General features: G+C 73.6%; 22 protein-coding genes. 10 read left to right on the top strand and 12 right to left on the bottom strand.

Translation table 11 applies throughout. The features are described 5' to 3' along the window. Window positions 1-404 precede the first annotated feature (404 nt). On the bottom strand, window positions 405-827 hold the full coding sequence (locus tag ACZ4V6_RS11050; protein ID WP_467825073.1) for a secondary thiamine-phosphate synthase enzyme YjbQ: 423 nt from the start codon (window positions 825-827) through the stop codon (window positions 405-407). A gap of 88 nt (window positions 828-915) precedes the next feature. On the opposite strand from ACZ4V6_RS11050, the gene ACZ4V6_RS11055 reads away from it, so the two are divergent. Then, window positions 916-1,995, top strand: coding sequence for an NAD(P)-binding domain-containing protein (locus ACZ4V6_RS11055; RefSeq protein WP_467825075.1), 1,080 nt, complete (start codon window positions 916-918; stop codon window positions 1,993-1,995). A gap of 12 nt (window positions 1,996-2,007) precedes the next feature. On the opposite strand, the gene mltG is transcribed toward ACZ4V6_RS11055, so the two are convergent. Next, window positions 2,008-2,766 carry an endolytic transglycosylase MltG gene (gene mltG / locus ACZ4V6_RS11060; RefSeq protein WP_467825077.1) on the bottom strand — a complete coding sequence of 253 codons (759 nt, stop codon included), beginning with the start codon at window positions 2,764-2,766 and terminating at the stop codon, window positions 2,008-2,010. Window positions 2,767-2,978: 212 nt separating this feature from the next. Then, on the bottom strand, window positions 2,979-4,781 hold the full coding sequence (locus tag ACZ4V6_RS11065) for an ABC transporter ATP-binding protein (protein WP_467825080.1): 1,803 nt from the start codon (window positions 4,779-4,781) through the stop codon (window positions 2,979-2,981). Window positions 4,782-4,904: 123 nt separating this feature from the next. Between ACZ4V6_RS11065 and ACZ4V6_RS11070 the strand changes: the two genes are divergently transcribed. Then, on the top strand, window positions 4,905-5,378 hold the full coding sequence (locus tag ACZ4V6_RS11070; RefSeq protein ID WP_467825082.1) for a MarR family winged helix-turn-helix transcriptional regulator: 474 nt from the start codon (window positions 4,905-4,907) through the stop codon (window positions 5,376-5,378). A 23-nt stretch (window positions 5,379-5,401) separates the two neighbouring features. Here ACZ4V6_RS11070 and ACZ4V6_RS11075 read toward each other — a convergent pair whose 3' ends face one another. Next, the gene (locus ACZ4V6_RS11075; protein WP_467825084.1) at window positions 5,402-6,160 is read right to left on the bottom strand and encodes a hypothetical protein; all 759 of its coding nucleotides are present in this window, start codon (window positions 6,158-6,160) and stop codon (window positions 5,402-5,404) included. A gap of 219 nt (window positions 6,161-6,379) precedes the next feature. Here ACZ4V6_RS11075 and ACZ4V6_RS11080 point away from each other — a divergent pair, with 219 nt between their 5' ends. The 4 genes from ACZ4V6_RS11080 (at window position 6,380) to ACZ4V6_RS11095 (ending at window position 11,181) form a co-directional block, all read left to right on the top strand. Further along, window positions 6,380-8,236, top strand: coding sequence for an ABC transporter transmembrane domain-containing protein (locus ACZ4V6_RS11080; RefSeq protein ID WP_467825086.1), 1,857 nt, complete (start codon window positions 6,380-6,382; stop codon window positions 8,234-8,236). Continuing rightward, window positions 8,233-10,014, top strand: coding sequence for an ABC transporter ATP-binding protein (locus tag ACZ4V6_RS11085; RefSeq protein WP_467825088.1), 1,782 nt, complete (start codon window positions 8,233-8,235; stop codon window positions 10,012-10,014). Before ACZ4V6_RS11080 ends, ACZ4V6_RS11085 begins: the two co-directional genes overlap by 4 nt. A gap of 354 nt (window positions 10,015-10,368) precedes the next feature. Continuing rightward, a complete protein-coding gene (locus ACZ4V6_RS11090; RefSeq protein WP_467825090.1) occupies window positions 10,369-10,839 on the top strand; it encodes a DUF5709 domain-containing protein in 471 nt (156 codons plus the stop codon). A gap of 63 nt (window positions 10,840-10,902) precedes the next feature. Then, window positions 10,903-11,181, top strand: a complete 279-nt coding sequence (locus ACZ4V6_RS11095; RefSeq protein ID WP_467825095.1) for a type B 50S ribosomal protein L31 — start codon at window positions 10,903-10,905, stop codon at window positions 11,179-11,181. 71 nt (window positions 11,182-11,252) lie between these two features. On the opposite strand, the gene ACZ4V6_RS11100 is transcribed toward ACZ4V6_RS11095, so the two are convergent. Next, window positions 11,253-12,047 carry a metal-dependent hydrolase gene (locus ACZ4V6_RS11100; protein ID WP_467825097.1) on the bottom strand — a complete coding sequence of 265 codons (795 nt, stop codon included), beginning with the start codon at window positions 12,045-12,047 and terminating at the stop codon, window positions 11,253-11,255. 157 nt (window positions 12,048-12,204) lie between these two features. Between ACZ4V6_RS11100 and ACZ4V6_RS11105 the strand changes: the two genes are divergently transcribed. Both ACZ4V6_RS11105 and ACZ4V6_RS11110 read left to right on the top strand, forming a co-directional pair. Next, on the top strand, window positions 12,205-14,718 hold the full coding sequence (locus ACZ4V6_RS11105; protein ID WP_467825100.1) for a DEAD/DEAH box helicase: 2,514 nt from the start codon (window positions 12,205-12,207) through the stop codon (window positions 14,716-14,718). Between the two features lie 19 nt (window positions 14,719-14,737). After that, window positions 14,738-15,604 carry an acyl-CoA thioesterase gene (locus ACZ4V6_RS11110; protein ID WP_467825103.1) on the top strand — a complete coding sequence of 289 codons (867 nt, stop codon included), beginning with the start codon at window positions 14,738-14,740 and terminating at the stop codon, window positions 15,602-15,604. Window position 15,605: 1 nt separating this feature from the next. On the opposite strand, the gene ACZ4V6_RS11115 is transcribed toward ACZ4V6_RS11110, so the two are convergent. Further along, the gene (locus ACZ4V6_RS11115) at window positions 15,606-16,619 is read right to left on the bottom strand and encodes a DUF6397 family protein (protein WP_467825105.1); all 1,014 of its coding nucleotides are present in this window, start codon (window positions 16,617-16,619) and stop codon (window positions 15,606-15,608) included. Window positions 16,620-16,806: 187 nt separating this feature from the next. After that, window positions 16,807-17,220: a roadblock/LC7 domain-containing protein gene (locus tag ACZ4V6_RS11120; RefSeq protein ID WP_467825107.1), complete on the bottom strand. Its 414-nt coding sequence runs from the start codon at window positions 17,218-17,220 to the stop codon at window positions 16,807-16,809. A 106-nt stretch (window positions 17,221-17,326) separates the two neighbouring features. Between ACZ4V6_RS11120 and ACZ4V6_RS11125 the strand changes: the two genes are divergently transcribed. Next, on the top strand, window positions 17,327-17,755 hold the full coding sequence (locus ACZ4V6_RS11125) for a PPOX class F420-dependent oxidoreductase (RefSeq protein ID WP_467825109.1): 429 nt from the start codon (window positions 17,327-17,329) through the stop codon (window positions 17,753-17,755). Window positions 17,756-17,905: 150 nt separating this feature from the next. Here the strand turns inward: ACZ4V6_RS11125 and ACZ4V6_RS11130 are convergent, their stop codons facing one another. The 5 genes from ACZ4V6_RS11130 to ACZ4V6_RS11150 form a co-directional block, all read right to left on the bottom strand. Beyond that, window positions 17,906-18,511: a GTP-binding protein gene (locus ACZ4V6_RS11130; protein ID WP_467825112.1), complete on the bottom strand. Its 606-nt coding sequence runs from the start codon at window positions 18,509-18,511 to the stop codon at window positions 17,906-17,908. A gap of 155 nt (window positions 18,512-18,666) precedes the next feature. Beyond that, entirely contained in the window at window positions 18,667-19,080 is a 414-nt protein-coding gene (locus ACZ4V6_RS11135; protein WP_467825114.1) for a DUF742 domain-containing protein, read from the bottom strand. Between the two features lie 22 nt (window positions 19,081-19,102). After that, window positions 19,103-19,540: a roadblock/LC7 domain-containing protein gene (locus ACZ4V6_RS11140; protein WP_467825117.1), complete on the bottom strand. Its 438-nt coding sequence runs from the start codon at window positions 19,538-19,540 to the stop codon at window positions 19,103-19,105. Continuing rightward, window positions 19,537-22,167 (bottom strand): sensor histidine kinase, encoded by a 2,631-nt coding sequence (locus ACZ4V6_RS11145; protein WP_467825120.1) that lies wholly within the window; start codon window positions 22,165-22,167, stop codon window positions 19,537-19,539. The genes ACZ4V6_RS11140 and ACZ4V6_RS11145 overlap by 4 nt, the downstream gene beginning before the upstream one ends. A 69-nt stretch (window positions 22,168-22,236) precedes the next feature. Beyond that, window positions 22,237-23,010, bottom strand: a complete 774-nt coding sequence (locus ACZ4V6_RS11150; RefSeq protein ID WP_467825123.1) for an MHYT domain-containing protein — start codon at window positions 23,008-23,010, stop codon at window positions 22,237-22,239. A gap of 152 nt (window positions 23,011-23,162) precedes the next feature. Here ACZ4V6_RS11150 and ACZ4V6_RS11155 point away from each other — a divergent pair, with 152 nt between their 5' ends. Next, a complete protein-coding gene (locus ACZ4V6_RS11155) occupies window positions 23,163-23,762 on the top strand; it encodes a class I SAM-dependent methyltransferase (RefSeq protein WP_467825126.1) in 600 nt (199 codons plus the stop codon). Window position 23,763 lies beyond the last annotated feature (1 nt).

The following is a 23,763-nucleotide window of genomic DNA, read 5'->3' on the forward strand; positions in this document are numbered from 1 at the left end:
CCGCACCGCAGGATCCCCGGCCCCTCCCGAACAACTTTCTTGTGCCGCTCGCGCTTTCGGCCTGCATCAGGTGTGCGGGGCACTGCCTTCCCGCAGATCGCCCCCTGCACCGATCGCGGCACCGGCGAGGTGCTGTGCGACCGGAAGGCCGACGGGGTTTCCGGCACGGCTGTGCGAGGCGGGTCCGCGGGCCGACGAGCGACTGTCACTGCCCCGCTCGGACCTCGGCGCGACGACGCTCCGGCCGCCGCCGTGGAGGAAGCCGGCCCACCGAGTCCCTCGCGGGTGACGCCCTCCCCGGGCGTACATCGCCGCGCGGCACCGCTCGCCCTGCCCTGCCCGGAGCTGGGGCTCTCTCGCCCGGTGCGGCCGGACTCACTCCTGCGGTGACGACAGACACAGCCCTACCCGAAGAACGACAGACGGACGTGACGGTTCGCATTGTCGCGATTCGTGTCCACCAGGCACACCGACTGCCAGGTGCCGAGTTCCAGGCGGCCGTCGATCACCGGCAGGGTGGCGTGCGGGGGGACGAAGGCGGGCAGGACGTGGTCGCGGCCGTGGCCGGGGCTGCCGTGGCGGTGCTGCCAGCGGTCGTCGGCCGGGAGCAGGGTGTGCAGCGCGGCCAGCAGGTCGTCGTCGCTGCCCGCGCCCGTCTCGATGATCGCGATCCCGGCGGTGGCGTGCGGGACGAAGACGTTGAGGAGGCCGTCCCGGCCGGCCGCCACCTCGCGGAGGAAGGACTCGCAGTCACCGGTGATGTCGGCGACCCGCTCCGCGGAGCCGGTGGTGAGGGAGATGACTCGGGTGGTGAAGGCGTCTGACATGCTCCCCATCCTGACGCACGCGGCGCGTGAGGGGTGAGAGCGGCGGGTCGCCGGGAAGACCGGGAGCGGGTCAGAGGTTGGTAGAAACGTGAACAGCACACGCGAGGTCGAGGTCGTCGTCGTCGGAGCCGGTCAGGCGGGACTGGCCGGGGCCTACCACCTGCGCCGCACCGGGTTCGAGCCCGAGCGCGACTTCGTGGTGCTCGACCACTCCCCCGGGCCCGGCGGTGCCTGGCAGTTCCGCTGGCCGTCGCTGACGTACGGCAAGGTGCACGGCATGCACTCCCTGCCCGGCATGGAGCTGACCGGCGCCGATCCGGGGCGGCCGTCCTCCGCGGTCGTCGCCGAGTACTTCGCGGCGTACGAGCGCGCCTTCGACCTGCGGGTGAGGCGCCCCGTCGACGTCCGCGCGGTGCGCGAGGGCGGCGGCGGGCGGCTGCTCGTGGAGACCTCGGACGGCACCTGGTCGACGCGGGCGCTGATCAACGCGACCGGCACCTGGGACCGCCCCTTCTGGCCGCGTTACCCGGGCCAGGAGACCTTCCGGGGACGCCAGTTGCACACCGCCCGGTACGCCGGGCCCGAGGAGTTCGCCGGGCAGCGCGTGATCGTGGTGGGCGGGGGTGCGTCGGGCACGCAGCACCTGCTGGAGATCGCCCCCTACGCCGCGGCCACCACATGGGTGACCAGGCGGCCCCCCGTGTTCCGCGAGGGGCCCTTCGACGAGAACGCCGGCCGGGCGGCGGTGGCGCTCGTGGAGGAGCGGGTGCGGCAGGGGCTGCCGCCGAAGAGCGTGGTCTCGGTGACCGGGCTGCCGCTCAACGACGCGATCCGCGCGGGTCTGGAGTCCGGCGTGCTGGACCGGCAGCCCATGTTCGACCGGATCACACCCGACGGGGCCGAGTGGGGCGACGGCCGGCGGGTGTCCACCGACGTCATCCTGTGGGCCACCGGGTTCCGGGCCGCCATCGAGCACCTGAGGCCGCTGCGGCTGCGGGAGGCGGGCGGCGGCATCCGTGTCGAGGGGACGCGCGCGGTCGCCGATCCGCGGGTCCACCTGGTCGGCTACGGGCCGTCGGCCAGCACCGTCGGCGCCAACCGGGCGGGACGCGCGGCCGTACGGGACATCAGGCGGCTGCTGGCCGAGGAGGAACCGGTCGCCGCGTGACGCCCCGCCGGATCACCGGGTCCCGGCACCGGCCGTGGGCGAGGAACTGCGCCGGTTGCGGTCGGACTCGGCGACGTTGCGCTCGTGCTCGGCGCGGTCGGCGGTGAAGCGGGTGTCGCCGGGCTCGACCGTGACGAAGTACAGCCAGTCGCCCGGGGCCGGGTCGATCGCGGCGCGCATCGCCCCCTCGCCCGGGTTGCCGATGGGCGTGGGCGGCAGGCCCATCCGCTGGTACGAGTTGTAGGAGCTGTCGATCCGGGTGTCCTCGGTGGTCGTCGTGCGCGCGGAACGGCCCAGGGCGTAGTTGATGGTGGAGTCCATCTGCAGCGGCATGCCGCGCTCCAGGCGGTTGAAGATCACCCGGGCCACCTTGCCCATGTCGTCCTTGGTCGCGGCCTCCGCCTGGACGATGCTCGCGATGGTGAGCGCCTGGTAGACGTTCAGCGCGTTGCGCCGGGCGCCCGCGGCGATCGGGGCGCCGTGGAACTTCTTCTTCGCCGTGTCCACCATGGCCGCCAGCAGCCTCTCCGGGGTCGGCTGCCCACCGAGCGGATAGGCCGCCGGGAAGAGGTAGCCCTCGGGGTTGCCCCCGGCGTCCTCCGGCAGCTTCAGGTCGGCCCTGGCCAGGGACTTCTTGGCGGTGCCGACGGGCAGGCCGAGGGTCTTGTCGACGGCCTCGTAGACCTGGGTCGCGCGCAGGCCCTCCGGGATCACCAGGGACGTGGGCCGCGACTCGCCCTCGTCGTCCGTCATCAGCAGCGGCACCGTCACAGCAGCTCCGGCGACGAGGGCGCCGGCCGCGATCAGGGCGATGCGGCCCCGGCGTGTCAGCCCGACCCTGCCCCTCGGCGGTCCCGGGAACCTCCGGGGTTCTCGGGAATCTCGGGGTTCTCAGGCCCCTCGGACTCCTCGCGCTCCGTCGCGGAGTGTTCATCTGCATGCGGGCACGGTAACCTCCCCATCACCGCAAACCCGGCATATCTTCATCTTGTCGGCTCCAGTCGGGCGTCCCGCCGCACCAGGGCCGCGTAGCGCCCGTCCCGCGCCAGCAACTCCTCGTGCGTGCCCTGTTCGGCCAGGCGGCCCGAGTCGAGGACCACGATCCGGTCGGCGCTGCGGACGGTGGACAGGCGGTGCGCGATGGTGATGGTGGTGCGGTCGGCGGACAGGGCGTCGATGGCGTCCTGCACGGCGGCCTCGGTGCGGGTGTCCAGGGCGCTGGTCGCCTCGTCGAGGACGAGGACGGGCGGGTCGCGCAGGATGGTGCGGGCGATGGCCAGGCGCTGCTTCTCCCCGCCGGAGAAGCGGTGGCCGCGTTCGCCGACGACCGTGTCGTAGCCGTCGGGCAGGGCGGCGATGTGGTCGTGGATCTGGGCCGCCCGCGCCGCCGCCTCCAGCTCCGCGTCGGTGGCGTCCGGCTTGGCGAAGCGCAGGTTCTCGGCGACCGAGGCGTGGAAGAGGTACGTCTCCTGCGAGACGACGCCGACCGCCCGGGCGAGGCTGTCGAAGTCCAGGTCGCGCACGTCGACCCCGTCGAGGGTGACCCGGCCGCCCGTCACGTCGTACAACCGCGGCACCAGGTAGCCGAGCGTGGACTTGCCCGCGCCGGTCGGGCCGACGACGGCCAGGCTGCCGCCCGCGGGGACGGTGATGTCGATGCCGTCGAGGACCGGGCCGCCCTTGCCGTCGTAGCGGAACTCGACGTTCTCGAAGCGGACCTCGCCCTTGACCCGGTCGAGCCGGACGGGCTCGTCCCGTTCGGTGATGTCGACCGGCAGGTCGAGGTACTCGAAGATGCGCTGGAAGAGGGCGAGGGAGGTCTGGATCTGGACGCCGGTCGACAACAGGCTCACGGTCGGCCGGAACAGCCCCTGCTGGAGCGAGACGAAGGCGACGATCGTGCCGAGGGAGACGTCCGGTCCGCCGAACTGGAGGGCGATGCCGGCGGTCCAGTAGATGACGGCCGGCATGGCGGCCATGACGATCGTGATGACGGCCATGCGCCAGCGGCCCGCCATGTTCGACCTGACCTCCAGGTCGACCAGGCGCTCGGACTCGTCGGAGAAGGCGCGGGTGAGCGAGTCGGATCGGCCCATGGTGCGGCCGAGCAGGATGCCGCTGACGGAGAGCGACTCGGTGACCGTGGCGGCCATCGCCGCCATCTGCTTCTGGCGCCTGGTGGTGATCTTCCTGCGCTCCCGGCCGACCCGGCGGCTGATCCACACGAAGACCGGCAGGAGGAGGAGCGAGACGACGGTCAGGCGCCAGTCGAGGACGACCATCGCCACGATCGTCGCGACCACGCTGGTGAGGTTGGAGACCAGGGAGGTCGCCGTGGAGGTGACGGTGGCCTGCATGCCCCCGATGTCGTTGGCGATGCGGGACTGGACCTCGCCGGTGCGGGTGCGGGTGAAGAAGGCGAGGGACATGCGCTGGAGCCGGCCGTAGACGGCGGTGCGCAGGTCGTGCATGACGCGCTGGCCGACCGTCGTGGAGATCAGCGTCTGCAGCACGCCGAAGACGCTGGTGAGGACGGCGCCCAGGATCATGCCGAGGGCGAGCAGGCTCAGCAGGCCGGTGCGTCCCTCGGGGATCGCGACGTCGAGGATCTCCCTGAGCAGGAAGGGCGTGGCGACCGAGACCAGCGACGCGGCGCCGACGAGCAGTCCGACGATCGCGAGACGGCCTCGGTAGGGACGGAAGAGCTTCAGGATGCGACGCACCTGCCGGGGCTGTTCCCCGGCGTCGGCGGGTGGCGTCCAGTTGGTTTCACGGTCGGGGTGCATGGGCTCCTACGGGGGGAACGGGAGGGCCGGCGGGGCTTCGCCGATCGCGGGCCCGGCGGACGACGGATCACAGCTCATTGTTACCTATGCTCACAATGAATGTGGTCCTGTTATTGTTCCCGCATGACCGCCCCCGATCCCGACGGCCCGCTCGCCGAGCAGTTGCTGCGGCTCACCCGCCGGGTGCACCGCGTCCAGAAACGCCATCTCGAACAGCGCGGCCTCGGCATCACACCGGCCCAGTCCCGGCTGCTGCGCACCCTGGCGCACTACGGATCGCCGCCTCGCATGGCCGATCTCGCCGAGCGGCTGGAGGTCGTGCCGCGGGCGGTCACGACGCTGGTCGACGGGCTGGAGGCGGCCGGGAAGGTACGCCGGGCCCCTGACCCGGCCAATCGCCGGGTGGTCCGGATCGAGCTCACGGACGACGGGCGCGCAGCCCTGCGGGAGGTGCGCAGCGCACGCCGACTGGCCGCGGAGGAGATCCTCGCCCCGCTCACGGACGAGCAGCGCGCGGTGCTCGGCGGCCTCCTGGACACCCTGGTGGACGGGCCCGGTGCGGAACCCGGGAGCGGACGCGGGCCCGGTGCGGCGTAGGCGGTGGGCCGTCCCCCGGCCGGTCAGGCCTCCAGTTCCGCCCGGTCCCCCATCACCACCACGGGGTGCCGGTCCGGGTCCAGCGTGCGCAGCAGGTACTCCATCGCCGCCCCGGGGAGGCTGACGCAGGCGGACGTGCCGCTGCCGTGGTCCATGTGCAGCCAGATCGAACCGCCCTTGGACGCGCCCTCGGGACGGGTCGGGTCGTTCGGCGGCGTGCCCTTGACCCGGTTGTAGTCGATGGCGATGACGTAGTCGAAGTCGTGCCAGTACGGTCTGGCCCACGAGCGCGGCGCCGCGAAGGCGGGAGACTGTGTGTAGGGCAGCCCCGCGCCGGGGGCCGGATCCGGGTCGGGGAGCACGCCGCCCGCGTCGCTGAGCGTGAAGACGCCCACGGGGCTGCGCCTGTCGTCCTCGTGGTGGTCGGTCGTCCACCCCTTCCGGCCGTTGTGCGCCGCCCAGCTGCGGGCCCGGTGCCAGACGGAACCCTGCTTCGTGTACAGCACGACCGTGGAGACGGCGGAGTCCTTGCCCTCGCCGTACACCGCGACGACCTGACGGGACCGCGCGGGAATGCGCTGCCGCAACCGGTCGCCGACACCCGGGATCCGCGTGGGGCCGGCCGGGACACCGCTCGTGCCGGCCGCGCCGGCGGCGGGCCGGCTCGCACCGGCCTTCGCGCCGTGCCCGGACGGCCCGCCGCCGCAGGCGGACAGCGCCGCCAGCAGAGACCCGAGCGCCATCACCACGGCCGCCGCACGCCGTGCTCCACCGTTTCGCATCGGTCCATCGTCGCACTCGCCGCCCGGAACGCTCCCGGCCGCTGCGGACGGTGCGCCGCCCCCGGCTGCCGGCCCTCTCCGACGCACCGCAGCCGGATTCGTACCCCATCGCGGAAAACCGCTTGATTCTGGGCACGCCGCGACGCGAACCTTTCACGGTTTGCAGCCTCTTGATGCCGTGCTGCGCGGCACCCCCCTGACACGAGCCCCTGGGACGTCATGCAGATCCAAGACCTTCCGTATCCCGACCCGGGCGCGCCCGACGCGCGTTCGGGTCCCCGATTCCTGTGGTGGCTGTTCCGGAACCAGCTGGGTGGCCAACTCAAGTCGCTGGCCTGGGGCCTGCTGCACTTCGCCTCCGTCTCGGCGCTGCCCTTCTGCGTCGGCCTCGCCGTGCAGGCCGTCGTCGACCGGTCCGGCGCCCGGCTCGCCGCGGCGGGCGGTCTCATGGCGCTGTGCTGCGTGGGCAACGCGCTCGGCGACACCTTCCTGCACCGTTCCGCGGTCACCAACTGGATCACCGCCGCGGCCCGCGTCCAGCAACTGCTGGCCCGCAGGACCGCGGTGCTGGGCTCGGCCCTGACCCGTCGCGTCGCGGCCGGCGAGGTCGTCGCCGTCTCCACGGGCGACGTCGAGAAGATCGGCTGGTTCGTGGAGGCCGTGTCCCGGTTCACCGCGGCGGCGGTGACCATCGTGCTGGTCTGCGTCGGCCTGGTCGTCTACGAGCCGTCGCTCGGCATCGTCGTCGCGGCCGGTCTGCCGGTGCTGGCCCTCGCGGTGCTGCCCCTGCTCCCCCGCGCCACCCGGCGGGCCGACGTCCAGCGCGAGAAGGCGGGACGCGCCACCGAACTGGCCTCGGACACGGTCGCGGGGCTGCGGGTGCTGCGCGGCATCGGCGGCGAGGAACTCTTCCTCGACCGCTACCGCGGCGCCTCCCAGGAGGTGCGCCGCGCGGCCGTCCGCAGCGCCCGGATGTGGTCGCTGATCTCCGCGATCCAGGTCCTGCTGCCGGGGCTGCTGCTGGTCGCGGTGGTCTGGCACGGCGTGCACCTGGCCCGCGAGGGCCGCATCGGCGTCGGCGAACTCGTCACCGTCTACAGCTCCGTCATGATCCTCACCTATCCTCTGCGGCACTTCGAGGAGATCGCCATGGCGTACTCCTTCTCCCGCCCCTCCGCCAAGCGGGCCGCGCGCGTGCTCGCGCTGGAGCGGGCCACGGACACCGCCGGGACGCGCGCCGCCGAGGTGCCGGCCGGGGACCTGTACGACCCGTCCACCGGCCTGCTCGCGCCGAAGGGCCTGCTCACCGCCGTGGTCTGCGGCGACCCCGACGCGGCCGGCCGCCTCGCGGAACGTCTGGGCGGGCACCCCTCGCAGGAAGGCGCCTCGGCCCTGCTGGGCGGGGTGCCGCTCGACGAACTGCCGCTGGACTCCGCGCGCACGGCCGTCCTGGTCCAGGACAAGGACCCGGTGCTGCTCTCCGGCACGCTGCGGGAACTGCTCGACGTACCCGCGTCCGGCGCCGTCGCCGCCGGGGACGCGCTGGCCGCGGCCCGGTGCGGGGACGTCCTGGCGGCGCTCGCGCAGGGGTCGCTCGGCGCCGACGATCCGATGGACGCCCGCATCACCGAGCGGGGGCGTTCCCTGTCCGGCGGCCAGCGCCAGCGGCTCGCCCTGGCCAGGTCCCTGATCACGGACCCGGAGGTGCTCGTCCTGGACGAGCCGACCTCCGCGGTCGACTCGCACACCGAGGCGCGGATCGCGGAAGGGGTGCGGGGCCTGCGCGCGGGGCGCACGACGGTGGTGTTCACTTCGTCGCCGTTGCTGCTGGACCGCGCGGAGCGCGTCGTGTTCCTGCACGACGACCGGGTGGCGGCGGTGGGCTCCCACCGGGACCTGCTGCACACCGAACCCCGGTACCGGGCCGTCGTCACCCGCGAGACCGACGAGGAGACCGCCGAGCGGCGCACCGGACACCGGACCGGGCACGCGCCGGAGCGCGACGGCGGCCGTCTCGACGAGCCGCTGGACGGCGACGCACTGCACCGACTGGAAGAGATCGAGGAGACGGCATGATCGGCGTGGCGCCACCGTCGTACGACCCGGCGGCCCCGACGACGGCGAGCACCCTGCCCGTCGGAGCCCCCGCGACCGTACGCGCCTACGCGGGCGAACTGCTGCGCCGGCACCGCCGGGCCTTCCTCCTGCTCGTCACCGTCAACACCATCGCCGTGGTCGCCTCCATGGCGGGCCCCTCTCTGCTGGGCGGGCTCGTGGAACGCGTCTCGGACGGCGCCCGCGAGCTGCACCTGGGGCTCACCGCCACGCTGTTCGTGCTGGCGCTGTCCGTCCAGGCCGTGTTCGTGCGGGAGGTGCGGCTGCGCGGTGCCGTGCTCGGCGAGCGGATGCTGGCCGACCTGCGCGAGGACTTCCTCGTGCGGTCGGTCGGACTGCCGCCGGGCGTACTGGAGCGGGCCGGCACCGGCGACCTGCTGTCCCGGATCACGACGGACATCGACCGGCTCGGCAACGCCATGCGCGAGGCCGTGCCCCAGCTGTCCATCGGCGTGGTGTGGGTGGTGCTGCTGCTCGGCGGACTCGCGGTCACCGCGCCGCCGCTCGCGCCGGTGGTGCTGCTCGCCGTGCCGCTGCTGGTGATCGGCTGCCGCTGGTACTTCCGCCGGGCCCCCTCCGCCTACCGTTCGGAGGCCGCCGGGTACGCCGCCGTGGCCGCCGCGCTCGCGGAGACCGTGGACGCCGGGCGCACCGTCGAGGCCCACCGCCTCGACGCCCGCCGCATCGAGCTGTCGGAGCGCCGGATCAAGGAGTGGACCGCCTGGGAGCGCTACACGCTCTGGCTGCGGTCGGTGCTCTTCCCGGTCATCAACGTCACCCACGTGACCGTGCTCGCCTCCGTCCTGCTGATCGGCGGTGTGTTCGTCCTGCGGGGGTGGATCGGGGTCGGTCAGCTGACCACGGCCGCTTTGATCGCCCAGATGCTCGTCGACCCGGTCGGGCTGATCCTGCGCTGGTACGACGAGCTCCAGGTGGCCCAGGTGTCGCTGGCCCGGCTGGTGGGCGTGCGGGACATCGAGCCGGACGCCGGTGATGCCTCGCTGGCGCCGGACGGGCGGCACGTGCACGCGGACCGGGTGCACTTCGGCTACCTGGAGGGCGTGGACGTCCTGCGCAAGGTCTCGCTGGAGGTCGCCCCGGGGACGCGGCTGGCCCTGGTGGGCCCCTCGGGCGCGGGCAAGTCCACGCTCGGCAGGCTGCTCGCCGGCATCTACGGGCCCCGGGCCGGCAGCGTCACCCTGGGCGGCGCGGAACTGTCCAGGATGCCCGCCGAGCGCGTCCGCTCGCACGTCGCGCTGGTCAACCAGGAGCACCACGTCTTCGTGGGCTCCCTGCGCGACAACCTCCGCCTCGCCCGCACCGGTGCCACCGACGCCGAGCTGTGGGCGGCGCTGGGCGCGGTCGACGCGGACGACTGGGCCCGCGCGCTCGACGAGGGCCTGGACACCGAGGTCGGCTCCGGCGGGTACGCGCTCACGCCGGCGCAGGCCCAGCAGATCGCGCTCGCCCGGCTGGTGCTGGCCGACCCGCACACCCTGGTGCTGGACGAGGCGACGTCGCTCCTCGACCCGCGGGCCGCGCGCCACCTCGAACGGTCCCTGGCCCGTGTCCTGGACGGCCGCACGGTGGTCGCGATCGCGCACCGCCTGCACACCGCCCACGACGCGGACGTCATCGCCGTCGTCGAGAACGGCAGGATCAGCGAGCTGGGCAGTCACGACGAGCTGGTCGCGGCGGACGGTGCCTACGCGGCGCTCTGGCGGTCGTGGCACGGCTGACCGGCGCTCGTCGCTCGTCGCCCGGCCCCGGGGGCACACCGGTCCCCGCGGGGCGGGCGGGGCGGCGAGGGGCGCGGGACCGTGGGGCTCGACCGTCGCCGGCGGCCGCGGGTGGTCCGTGGCCGGTCGCACGGTTCCCCGCGCTCCCGGACAGGCGCCGGAGGAGCCGCCCCGGCCGGGGGCCGTGCCGTTGCGCGGTCCCGAACGGGGGTGGAAGGCTGGGAGAAGGCACCGGCTCGGGGAAGGCCCGGGAACCGCGTGGTCCGGCGACGGGTGACGCCTGTGCCCCGTGCCGCGGCGGTCCGCCGCGGTCCACGGTGAGAAGGGGACGGCCCCCACCCCCTGGAGGTACCCGTGAACAGCGCCGACGGATGGGGAGATGACGTCTATCAGCCCGACGGTTCCGAGCAGAAGGAGGACACCGGGCTGCTCGACGGTGAGGACACCCTCGAGTACGACGGCGTCGACGACCCCCTCGACCGGGGCTGGTCCCCGCCCGAGCGCCCCTGGGCGGTCGAGCACACCGGTGTGACGGCCGCCGAGCGTCAGCGGGGCGAGACGCTGGAGCAGCGGCTCGCCGAGGAGCTGCCGGATCCGGCCGCCCCCGACGGCGACGGCCTGGGCGACTCCGCGGGTACCGACGGCGAACTGCTGGACAACGAGGTCGGCGCGGGCCGTTCCGGCCGGCTCGTGGCACCCGACGAGGGGACGCACGAGGACGAGGAGCCGGCGCTGGTCGCCACCGACGTGGGCATCGACGGCGCGGCGGCGTCCGCCGAGGAGGCCGCGATGCACATCGTCGACGAGGACTCCCTGCCCGGCTGACACCACCCGCCGCGGCGTTCCCGCGCCGCCGCCTTGATGATCCGCGCCGTACGAGGAGCAGCCATGCAGCAGGACAAGCACCCCGACTACCGGCCCGTCGTCTTCCGCGACCGCGCCGCCGGATACGCCTTCCTCACCCGGTCCACCGCGACCAGCGAGGAGACCATCGCGTGGGACGACGGGGAGACCTACCCGGTGGTGGACGTGGAGATCTCCTCGGAGAGCCACCCCTTCTACACGGGCAAGGCGCGGACGGTGGACTCGGAGGGACGCGTCGCCCGCTTCGAGCGGCGCTACGGGACCGGCGAGGGACAGGGCGGCTCCGGCGACGGGGCCGGCTGAGCGGCCCGGGCGCGCGTCCGGGAAGCCGGTGTCCCGTCCGGGCCGGGCCCGGCCCGGACCCGGCGGACACCTCAGATGAAGCCGAGTGCCGCCGCGCAGCCCACTCCGCCGAGCACCATGAAGGCCGGCATCAGGACCTTCAGCTCCACCCAGCTGCCCGCCCGGAACCGCATGGCCTTCGGCGGGCCGATGGGATACCAGCGCTTGCGGCCCACCGGTATGGGCCACAGGATCGGGCAGCCCGAGACGGTCAGCGCGTCCCCGATGTCGTGCACCAGCGCGCCCAGCACGATCGGCAGCCCCAGCCACAGGTACTCCTGGCCGGGTGCGGTGAACAGCCAGTCCGAGCCGCCCTCCGGCTCGTCCAGTGTCCCGGCGAGGATCCACGCGCTCGTCGCGGCGAGCAGCCAGACCAGCACGTCGGCGCTGGAGCCGCGGGTCGCCCGCCACAGCAGGCCCTCGATGGCGAGCACCATGTGCACGAAGAGGATCGCGAGCACCGCCCAACGGCCGCCCGTGACGGCCAGGGCCGAGGAGCCCGCGCCGATCAGGACGGCCCACAGCCAGGTGTGCGTCAGCGTGCGGTGCCCGCCGGAGCGGCGCGGGTCGCCCCGCTTCTTCGTGGCCTTGTAGACGGCGTACGACAGCTTGTCGACGATCTCGCACAGCCACCGGGAGACGGGTCCGAAGGCCCGGGAGATGGTGGCGGCCTTGTGGTCGAGGTCCGGGGCGAGGGCGGCGCCGGCGCAGATCAGGGCCCCGACGAGCAGCACCGGCCAGGGCATCGGATGTCCGGCCGCGGCGGTCGCCGCCCCGACGCCGAGCCAGGCCGCGGCGCCCGACAGTGAGTGTGCTGGTCCCATCATCGCCGTTGCCCGCCCCATTCCTCGTGTGCCGCTGTCCAGTTGTCCGGGTGCGTCTCCGGGTCCGCTGGCGCGTCGTCGGCGACCCAGCGTAGCGGTCGTGATCTTCGTTCCGGCATCCGATTCCCCCCTCGCGGCCCGGGCCAGGCAAGATGGGGGCGTGACCCTCATCGACCAGCTCCCGCCGACCGCCGATCCCGACGCCCTGTACGAAGCCTTCGAGTCGTGGGCCCAGGAGCGCGGTCTCACGCTCTACCCCCATCAGGAGGAGGCGCTGATCGAGGTGGTCTCGGGCGCCAACGTGATCGTGTCGACGCCCACCGGCTCCGGCAAGAGCATGATCGCGGCCGGCGCCCACTTCGCCGCGCTGGCCCGGGACGAGGTCACCTTCTACACGGCTCCCATCAAGGCGCTGGTGTCCGAGAAGTTCTTCGAGCTGTGCAAGCTCTTCGGCACAGAGAACGTCGGCATGCTCACCGGCGACGCCTCGGTGAACGCCGACGCCCCCGTCATCTGCTGCACCGCCGAGGTGCTGGCCTCGATCGCGCTGCGCGACGGCAGGCACGCGGACATCGGCCAGGTCGTCATGGACGAGTTCCACTTCTACGCGGAACCGGACCGGGGCTGGGCCTGGCAGATCCCGCTCCTGGAACTGCCGCAGGCGCAGTTCGTCCTGATGTCGGCCACGCTCGGTGACGTCTCGTTCTTCGAGAAGGACCTCGCGCGCCGCACCGGCCGTCCCACGGCGGTGGTCCGCTCGGCCACCCGCCCGGTGCCGCTGTCCTACGAGTACCGCTACACGCCGCTCACCGAGACGCTCACCGACCTGCTGGAGACCCGGCAGGCGCCCGTCTACATCGTGCACTTCACGCAGGCGCAGGCCGTGGAGCGGGCGCAGGCGCTGATGAGCATCAACATGTGCACGCGCGAGGAGAAGGAGAAGATCGCCGAGCTGATCGGCAACTTCCGCTTCACCACGAAGTTCGGCCGCAACCTCTCCCGTTACGTCCGGCACGGCATCGGCGTGCACCACGCGGGCATGCTGCCCAAGTACCGGCGGCTGGTGGAGAAGCTGGCCCAGGCCGGGCTGCTGAAGGTGATCTGCGGGACCGACACGCTCGGCGTCGGCGTCAACGTCCCGATCCGCACCGTGCTGTTCACGGCACTGACCAAGTACGACGGCAGCCGGGTGCGCACGCTGCGGGCCCGGGAGTTCCACCAGATCGCCGGACGCGCCGGACGCGCCGGATTCGACACCGAGGGCTTCGTCGTCGCCCAGGCGCCCGAGCACGTCATCGAGAACGAGAAGGCGCTCGCGAAGGCCGGTGACGACCCGAAGAAGCGGCGCAAGGTCGTCCGCAAGAAGGCGCCCGAGGGCTTCGTGGCCTGGTCGGAGAGCACCTTCGAGAAGCTCATCGCCTCCGAGCCGGAGCCGCTGACCTCCCGTTTCCGGGTCACGCACACGATGCTGCTGTCGGTGATCGCCCGGCCCGGCAACGCCTTCGCGGCGATGCGGCACCTGCTGGAGGACAACCACGAGCCGCGCAAGCAGCAACTGCGGCACATCCGGCGGGCGATCGCCATCTACCGCTCGCTGCTGGACGGCGGCATCGTCGAGAAGCTCGACCAGCCCGACGCCGAGGGCCGCATCGTCCGCCTGACGGTCGACCTCCAGCAGGACTTCGCGCTGAACCAGCCGCTCTCCACCTTCGCCCTGGCCGCGTTCGAGCTGCTGGATCCCGAGTCGCCGTCGTACGCGCTGGACATGGTGTCCGTCGTGGAGTCCACACTGGACGATCCGCGGCAGATCCTCGCCGCCCAGCAGAACAAGGCGCGCGGTGAGGCCGTGGCCGCGATGAAGGCGGACGGCGTCGAGTACGAGGAGCGCATGGAGCGCCTCCAGGACATCACGTACCCGAAGCCGCTGGAGGAGCTGCTCTTCCACGCCTACGACACGTACCGCAGGAGCCACCCGTGGGTCGGTGACCATCCGCTGTCGCCGAAGTCGGTCATCCGCGACATGTACGAGCGGGCGCTGACCTTCACGGAGCTGGTCTCCCACTACGAGCTGGCCCGCACCGAGGGCATCGTGCTGCGCTACCTCGCCAGCGCCTACAAGGCCCTCGACCACACCGTCCCCGACGACCTGAAGTCCGACGACCTCCAGGACCTGATCGAGTGGCTCGGCGAGATGGTGCGCCAGGTCGACTCCAGCCTGCTGGACGAGTGGGAGCAGCTCGCCAACCCCGAGGTGATGACCGCCGAGGAGGCCCAGGAGAAGGCCGACCAGGTGCGTCCGGTCACCGCCAACGCACGCGCCTTCCGCGTCCTCGTCCGCAACGCCATGTTCCGCCGCGTCGAACTCGCCGCCCTCGACCAGGTGGAGGAGCTCGGCGAGATGGACGGCGACGCCGGCTGGGACGCCGACGCGTGGGGCGAGGCCATGGACAAGTACTGGGACGAGTACGACGACCTCGGTACCGGTCCCGACGCCCGCGGCCCGAAGCTGCTGGTGATCGAGGAGGAGCCGGGGAACGGTCTGTGGCGCGTGCGGCAGATCTTCGACGACCCGAACGACGACCATGACTGGGGCATCAGCGCCGAGGTCGATCTCGCGGCCTCGGACGCCGAGGGCCGGGCGGTCGTCCGCGTCACCGATGTCGGCCAGCTGTGAGCACAGGAGAGACCCACCGATGACGAATCCGGCCGAGAGCCTCGTCGACCTGCTCGACCTGGAGCAGATCGAGGTCAACATCTTCCGCGGCCGCAGCCCCGAGGAGTCCCTGCAGCGGGTCTTCGGCGGCCAGGTGGCCGGCCAGGCACTGGTCGCCGCCGGACGCACCACGGAGGGCGACCGCCCGGTGCACTCGCTGCACGCGTACTTCCTGCGCCCGGGACGTCCGGGCGTGCCGATCGTGTACCAGGTCGAACGGGACCGTGACGGGCGGTCGTTCACGACCCGCCGGGTCACCGCCGTGCAGCAGGGCCGCACGATCTTCACGCTCACCGCCTCCTTCCACAAGCCTGAACAGGGGAGTTTCGAGCACCAGTTGCCGCCGGCGCGCAAGGTCCCGGACCCGGAGTCCCTGCCGACGGTCACCGAGGAGATCCGGGAGCACCTGGGTGCGCTGCCGGAGCAGCTGGAGCGGATGGCCCGCCGCCAGCCCTTCGACATCCGCTACGTCGACCGGCTGCGCTGGACCCCCGAGGAGGTCGAGGGCGCCGAGCCGCGCAGCGCGGTGTGGATGCGCGCGGTCGGACCGCTCGGCGACGACCCGCTCGTGCACACCTGCGCGCTGACCTACGCCAGCGACATGACCCTCCTGGACGCCGTGCGGATCCCGGTGGAGCCCCTGTGGGGGCCGCGGGGCTTCGACATGGCGTCGTTGGACCACGCCATGTGGTTCCACCGGCCGTTCCGCGCCGACGAGTGGTTCCTGTACGACCAGGAGTCCCCGATCGCGACCGGCGGGCGGGGACTGGCCCGCGGGCGGATCTACGACCTGGAGGGGCGCCTGCTGGTGTCCGTCGTCCAGGAGGGGCTGTTCCGGTCCCTGTAGGTCACGGCCTTCTGCGGCGGAGCCGGCCGAGCAGGCCGCGGATCCGCCCGGAGTCCTCGGCCCGGTGCCGCGTCGGTGCCGGGCCGGGTGGGCCCGGCACCGGCTGAAGGGCGGGGCGCGCGGCCCGATGTCCGTGTGCCGCCGGTGTCCGGCGACGCCCGTGCGCCATCGGCACCGGGCGGTGCCGGTGCTCCCGCGGGGCCGGGCGTGGCGCCGGGTGGAGCAGGCGCGCGGCGCGCACGGCGCGCGCCAGGTCGGACCGGAGCCGGCCGATCTCGTCCGGACCGTCCGCCGTCATGAGTTCTTCGGCGATCCGCGCGGCCGGGGAGCCCGGTGAGCCGTGGGCCGGCCGGGCCGGACGGAACCGGCTCAAGTGGGAGCGTTCGTAGGGGTCCTCGACGACCTCCGAGACGTCGACCGGGTCGAGCAGCGAGGCCACGGCGGCCGCCCGGGCCCACGGGTCGTCCGTCCGGCGGAGCAGATGCTCGAGGTACCGGCCCCGCCAGTTGCGGGGGCGCAGGTCCAGCCCCTCCGCCAGCTGGTCCCGCAGGCCCTGGGGCGTGCGCCCCGTCAGCAGCGCCGCGTTCCGCTCGTCGGCCGCGAACTTCTCCAGGTCGTCGGCGAGATACCTCCAGACCACGACCCGGTAGCGGTTGAGGGAGAACGCCGTGGGCACCAGCAGCCCCAGCCGGGCGAGACGGGTGAACCGCGCCTTCGTCACCTTCAGCAGGGCCGCGCCGTCCGTCGTTCCCACCGTCCGGACGCCGGACCGCAAGGCGTCGGGAAAGCCCGCCTCCGCCCGGATCCGCTGGATCTCGGCACGGGGCACGCGCCGTCCGCCTCCCCGGGCGTCGGGGACGGTGCGGATGCGTCCGAGATGCACGGCGATGTCGAACTCGCTTCGCCTCAGACCGAGTTCCCGTGCCGCCCGGCTCGGCGCGACCGAGTCCTCCCGAGTGGTGGTGATCCGTTCGGCGGTGGTCGTGCTGTCGGTCCCGGTGGTCTTCGCGGACATGCTCGTCTCCCCCGTGGAGTGCGCCGGCCGACGCCGTCGTCGGCCGCTTGGCACAGAACCGTAGCCGCTGCCGCACCACCCGTGACGAGCCTGTGGAAAACTCCGCACCTGCCGTTCGACGGTCCTTGAAATGCCTGGTCAGGGCTCTTCAGGATTCTTCGGGGCCTTCAGGGCTCTTCAGGGCTCTTCAAAGTTCTATGGAAGGATTCCGGTCCGGCTGCCGCGCGTCGATGTCGAGGTGTTCGCCGACCCGGTTGACGAGCAGCGTCATCTCGTAGGCGATCTGCCCGATGTCGGCCTCCGCCCCGCTGAGCACGCACAGGCAGCTGCCGGAGCCCGCCGCCGTGACGAACAGCACCGCGTCGTCGAACTCGACCATCGTCTGCCGTACTCCGCCGGCCCCGAAGTGGCGGCCCGAGCCCTTGGCCAGGCTGTGGAGTCCGGACGAGACGGCGGCGAGGTGCTCGGCGTCCTCCCGCCGCAGTCCCGTGCTCGCGCCCGTCACCAGCCCGTCGTTGGACAGGACCAGCGCGTGCCGTACGTGTTCCACCCGCTCGGTCAGGTCGTCCAGCAGCCAGCCGAGTCCCTGCTTCTGCGCCATGGTCCGCTCTCCCCGTGTTGTCCCCGTATGCCTCGTCTCCCCCTGCCCGGGGGATCTGCCCGCCAGCCTTCCCCACACCCGGGCCACGGGCAAGGAGGATGGGTGCATGGCACAGAAGATGACCGACGACGAGTGGCGGGCGTTCGTCTCCCACGGCACCCGCACGGCGAAGCTCTCCACCGTTCGCGCGGACGGCAGTCCGCATGTGGCGCCGATCTGGTTCCTGCTGGACGGAAACGAGGTGGTGTTCAACACCGGCGAGAACACCGTGAAGGGACGCAACCTGCTCAGGGACGGCCGGGTGGCCCTGTGCGTGGACGACGACCGGCCGCCCTTCGACTACGTGGTGCTGCAGGGCCGTGCGCGCATCGTGGAGGACTCCGGCGAACTGAGGCACTGGGCCGCGCGGATCGGGGCCCGGTACATGGGCGAGGACCGCGCCGAGGAGTTCGGGGCCCGCAACGGCGTACCGGGAGAGCTCCTGGTCCGCGTCACGGTCGACAAGGTCGTGGCGCAGAAGGCCGTGGCGGACTGAGCCGCCCCCGGACGCGGTGGTGTGCCGCAGCAGGGGCGGGGCGGGACGCCGCGGAGGGGGCAGTGCGCCGCAGCAGGGGCGGGGCGGGACACCGCGGAGGGGGCGGTGCGCCGGCGCGGAAGCGTGTCCGCCGCGGGGGCGGTGAGCCGGTCATCGCACGGAGTCGAGCAGCCGGGCGGTGTGCATCCGCCCGGCGTACTCGACCAGCCGGATCAGCACATCCTTCCCCGAGTCGCGTTCCCGCGCGTCGCACAGCACCACGGGCGTCCCGGTGTCCAGGTCGAGAGCGCGCAGGACGTCGTCGGTTCCGTGCCGGCGAGCACCCGAGAAGCAGTTGACGGCCACCACGAACGGGATGCGCCGGTGCTCGAAGTAGTCCACCGCCGGGAAACAGTCCTCCAGGCGCCGGGTGTCCGCGAGGACGACCGCGCCGAGGGCGCCCTGGGCGAGTTCGTCCCACAGGAACCAGAAGCGGTCCTGGCCCGGCGTGCCGAAGAGGTAGAGGGAGAGCCCGGACCGGATGGTGATGCGTCCGAAGTCCATGGCGACGGTCGTGGTGACCTTCTGGTCGATGCCGCCGGTGTCGTCCACTCCCTGTCCGGCCTCGCTGAGCAGTTCCTCCGTGCGCAGCGGCCTGATCTCGCTGACCGCTCCCACCAGGGTGGTCTTGCCCACGCCGAATCCTCCGGCGACCAGGATCTTCAACGCCAGCGCGGTCGTGTCGCCGCCGGTGGCGTCGGAGTGCTCGGAGACCATCGATCACTTCTCTCGGGAGTACGGGCGGCGGCCGGCGGCCGTGGGTGTGTGCGGCGGCCTCGGCGTACGCGCGCGGGCGTCGCGGGCGGGCGGGTCGTCGTGGGCGCTCTTCGCTGTCATGGTCTGCGGTCTCTTCTCCTCGGTTCGGACGGCCCCTACAGGACGCGCAGCCCGTTGATCACCTCGCGCAGGATGCGCTCGTCGGGGAGTCGTGCGGGCGGTACGGGGCGGCTGACGGTCACGGAGCCCAGTTCGACCAGGTCGCCGAGGAGTACCCGGACGACCCCCACGGGCAGGTCCGCGCCGGCCGCGAGCTCGGCGACCGACTGGGTCTCCGTGCGGCACAGCTCGATCAGGGCCCGGTGCTCCGGTCCGAGCGCGGCGTGGCCGGCAGCGGTCGCGCCCGGGTCCAGGGCGACGAGGGCGATCAGGTCGAACGGCACTCCGGCGGGGCCCGGCCGGGTGCGGCCGCCCGTCATCGCGTAGGGACGGACCAGGGGGACGGCCTCGTCGTCGTACCACCGGCTGCCCGGCCGGCCGGGCACGCCGCCCGCCATGTCCTCGGTCATCTGCGCGGACCACCCTCCCCCGTCATCCGGCGGCGGGCGGCCGGGCCGCTGCGCGCGGCGGCGTGCAGAGGTGCTCGCCGACCCGCCTGACCAGCCGTGCCATCTCGTAGGCGACCAGGCCGATGTCGGCGGTCACGGCGGTGAGGACGGCGAGGCACGAGCCGTCCCCCGCGGCGGCGACGAACAGGAAGGCGTCGTCCATCTCCACCATGGTCTGGCGCACGCCCCCGGCGCCGAAGTGCCGGCCCGCGCCCTTGGCGAGGCTGTGGAAGCCGGAGGAGACGGCGGCCAAGTGCTCGGCGTCCTCGCGTCCGAGGCCCGTCGAGGCGCCCACGGCGAGTCCGTCGTTCGACAGCACGACGGCGTGCCGCACTTCGCTCACGCGCAGGACCATGTCGTCCAGCAGCCAGTCGAGTCCGCCGGTCCGCCGGTCGGGCGCCGTGCGGGGGTCCTGGGTCATGCGGGGTCTCCTTCGCTGGTGTCGCGGGCGGTCGTCGCGCCGGGCGGGACTCCGCGGCCGGGTTGTCTGCCGCCCCCGCGCGTCCAGCCGTCGCGGTACGCCGCCATGCGGTCGCGTACGCGCTCGGGGGTGCGCTCGTCCTGGTCGTGCGGTGGGAGGGGCTGTGCGGTTTCCTCCGGTCGCCCGTTGCGCAGTTGGGGGGCGAGGCCGGCCTGGCGCACACGGCGGGGAAGGTCGTCGGATCCCTCGGTCCGGCCGGGGGAACGGTCGGGGGATCGGCCGGCGGCCGGGTGCAGACGCAAGGTGGGGGCTCCTGTGGGCCGACTCGTGTTCGCGGTCTCCACCGCGGCGGGTACGGGTGCCACCGGTGCGGGCCGGCCGGCGGGGGCGGGCTCCTGGCGCGGGATGCCGGCGGGCACGCGCGCGAGCCGGTGCTCCTTCGGCTCCCCCGCTCCCTCCGCCGCTTCCTTCCGTGCCGCTTCCCCCTGTGCCACCTCGTCCTGCGCCGCCCCGGAGGGCAGGGGTGGCCGCGCACGGGGCGGTCGGGCGTCCCCGGGGGAGCCTTCCGCCGCTCCGTCGTGCAGCAGGGCGGTGGGCAGGAGGACGACGGCGGTGGTGCCGCCGTAGGGCGAGGTCCTCAGATGGACCTTGATGCCGTGCCGGGACGCGAGCCGGCTGACCACGAACAGGCCGAGCCGATCGCTGTCGGACAGGTCGAACGCCTCCGACCGGGCGATGCGGCGGTTGGCCTCCGCGAGGGCCTCCTGCCCCATGCCGAGCCCGCGGTCCTCCACCTCGAGCGCGTAGCCGTTCCCGACGGGTTCCCCGGTCACGCTCACACGCGTGTGGGGCGGCGAGAACTGCGCCGCGTTCTCGATGACCTCGGCGACGAGGTGGGTGAGGTCGGCGACGGCGGCGCCGACGACGGACGCCTCGGGCAGTCGCCGTACCTCCACGCGCGCGTAGTCCTCGACCTCGGAGACCGCCGCGCGGACGACGTCGGTCACCGGGACCGGCATGCGCCAGGCGCGTCCGGGGGCCGCGCCGGAGAGGATGATCAGGCTCTCGGCGTGGCGGCGCATCCGGGTGGTGAGGTGGTCGAGGCGGAACAGGTCGCTCAGTTCGTTCGGGTCGTCGGAGCGGCGTTCCATGCTGTCGAGGAGGCTCAGCTGGCGGTGGACGAGGATCTGGCTGCGGCGGGCGAGGCTGACGAAGACCCCCGAGATCCCGCCGGCGAGCTCGGCGCGCTCGACGGCGGCCCGCAGCGCGGCGCGGTGCACGGTGCCGAGGGCCTCGGCGACCTGCCCGGTCTCGTCCTCGGCGGGTGCGCCCGGCGGGGCCTCGGCCCGGATGTCGATCTCCTCTCCCGTGCGCAGCCGGCGCATGGCTTCGGGAAGTCTGTGCCGGGCGATCTCCAGGGCGCTGTCGCGCAGGCTCACCAGCTCGACCACGAGGCCGCGGCCGATGCGGACGGAGATGACCAGTGACGCGGCGACGGCGAGGAGGCCGAAGAGGACGGCGGCCCCGGCCGGGGTGAGCACGCCCCGGGCGAACGGATCGGCCCGGGCGGCGACTCCCCGCCCGGCGTCCTGTTCGATGGCCCGCATGCCGTCCCGCACGCGCGCGTGGGCCGTGTCCCAGGAGCCGCGGGGTGCCGCGGCCTCGATCGGCCGGCCGCCCGCCCCGCCGCCCAGCAGCCTGTCCTCGACGACGCCCACCCTCGTGTAGGCGGCGCCGCCGGCGAGTTCCAGCCAGGCGGCGCGTTCCGTACCGCGCAGGTCGGCGACTGCGGCCCCGGTGAGGGCACGGCGGGCACCGACGGCACCGGCGAACAGCCGCAGCCGCTCGCCGTCGAGGCCGCCGGTGAGCCGGGCGCCGGCGAGTACGGCGTCCTCCTGGGCCAGCGCCTCGCCCGCGCGGGCGAACTCGACCAGCACGCGCGCGTCGGAGCCGAGGTCCGCGTCCTGCGCACCGCTCAGCGCACCGCCCACGCCGAAGGCCGCCGAGATGGCCGTCGTGTACCGCTGGTGGGTCTCCTTCCAGTCCGCGCGGCGCTCGAGCACGGCGCTGCGCAGCGGGCCCAGCCCCTCGGCACCGCCGACGAACGCCTCGAGCCGCCGTGCCACACCGACGGGGAGTTCCTCGCCGTCGGCGACGGTGCTGTGCTCGCCCAGCCGCAGCTTCCCCACGGCCCGGTCGGTGCGTGCGGACAGTGCCTCGTAGTCGCCGGCCGGTACCGCCGCCGGGTCGGTGGCGCGGCGTACGGCTGCCGTCCGCTCCGCCTGCAACGCGGCGACGGCGGCGTTCACCGGCGCCCGGACCTGGGCGTCCACCCGCTGCACCCGGCGCAGCCGGGAGACGTCCTGGGCGGTGGTGACGGTGGCGTACGCCCACAGGGCCAGGAGGGAGACCACCGGAACCATCAGCAGACAGACGACCTTGGCGCGCACGGTGCGCGGGCGTACGCGCCGGCGCCACGCGCGCGCGGGGGCCGGGTCCGGTGCCTCGCCCGCGGGCTCCGCCGGTCTCTCGTCGGCCGGTGGCCCGGCGTGCGCGCGACGGCCGCGCACGGGCGGCGGGGGCGGCGCCCCGGCGCCGGTCGCGGGGGTCGTACGGAGTGGGCGCATGGCCTCCTCGCTTCTGACTGGATCGGTGCGGGCCTGTTTCCCCGGGCCACCGGTGGCCCGGGGCCGCCGCTACCGTGCGGGGCTCCGGAGGGGCTGCTGAACCGAAGCGGACGCCTCGCGCTCCCCCGCGGCCGGCGACAGCGCGACGAAGGCCGAGGTCAGGAACAGGTAGGAGCCGAGCCCGACGGCGAGGGGGAAGACGAACTGCATCGCCGTGGCCCCGGGCAGGGGCTCGCCGGACGGCGTGACGCGCACGCTCACCGCGGACATCCCGGCGTAGTGCATGCTGCTCACCGCCGCTCCCATGAGCAGGGAGGCGAGGGTGACCGCGAGGGGCGACCTGATGTCGAGCGCGGCCCACAGCGCCGCCGTGGCCGCGACGACGGCGATCACGACGGAGAGGACGACCCGCGCCGGGTCGTAGCTCACGTCGCCGTGCAGGCGTACGGCCGCCATGCCGAGGTAGTGCATGCTCGCGACGCCGAGCCCCGTGGTGAGCCCGCCGAGCAGGAGCGCCCGGCCCCGTTCTCGGCCGTACCCCACCGCGAAGACGCCGGCGCAGACGACGAGCACGGCGACGACCAGGCTCAGGAGGGTGAGCGGTACGTCGTAGCGGATGTCGGTGCCGCTGACCCGGAAGCCGAGCATGGCGACGAAGTGCATCGTCCAGATGCCGGTGCCGATCGCCGTGGCCGCGGTGAGCAGCCAGTTGCGGCGCGGGCGCCCGGTGGCGCCGAGGGCGCGCACGGTGCAGCGCAGACCGAGGGCGGCGCCGGTGCAGGCCATCGCGTACGACAGCGCGGGGGTCAGCCAGCCCAGGGCGGCGTGGTCCAGGTGTCCCATGGCCCCGGGACGCTAGTCCTGCCGGGGGCGCACAACGGGGGCGCGTTCGAAAGCTGCCGGGATATGACACAGAGAGGCGGTGGAACGATCGCGTCAGGCTCGAACGTGTGCGCCGTGACTTCCTCGGTGCCGGTCGGGGGATCATCCGGAGCATGAGCGACGAACACACACACGTCCAGGAGTTCTTCGCGGCCCGCGCCGCCGACTGGGACAGCCGGTTCCCCGACGACGGCCCCGCCTACGCGGCCGCCGTCGCCGCACTGGGGCTGCGCGAGGGGGACCGGGTGCTCGACGCGGGCTGCGGCACCGGACGCGCCCTGCCGCCGCTGCGGGCGGCCGTGGGCCCGTCGGGAACGGTCGTCGGCGCCGATCTGACCCCGGCCATGCTCGATGCCGCCGTACGGGCCGGCAGGGACCGGGACGGACGGCTGCTGCTGGCCGACGTGGCCGTGCTGCCGCTGCGCCCGCGCTCGCTCGACGCGGTGTTCGCGGCGGGACTGATCGCCCATCTGCCCGATCCGGCGGGCAATCTGAGGGAGCTGGCACGGGTCGTGCGTCCCGGCGGCGTGCTGGCGCTGTTCCATCCGATCGGCAGGGCGGCGCTCGCGGCACGGCAGGGGCGGCGGATCACCCCGGACGATCTGCGTGCCGAGCCCAACCTCCGGCCGCTGCTGGCCGGTTCCGGATGGCGCATGACGTCGTACGCCGACGAGGACGCCCGGTTCCTCGCCCTGGCCGTCCGCGAGGGCTGAC

Source organism: Streptomyces sp. NPDC029152 (assembly GCF_055564355.1).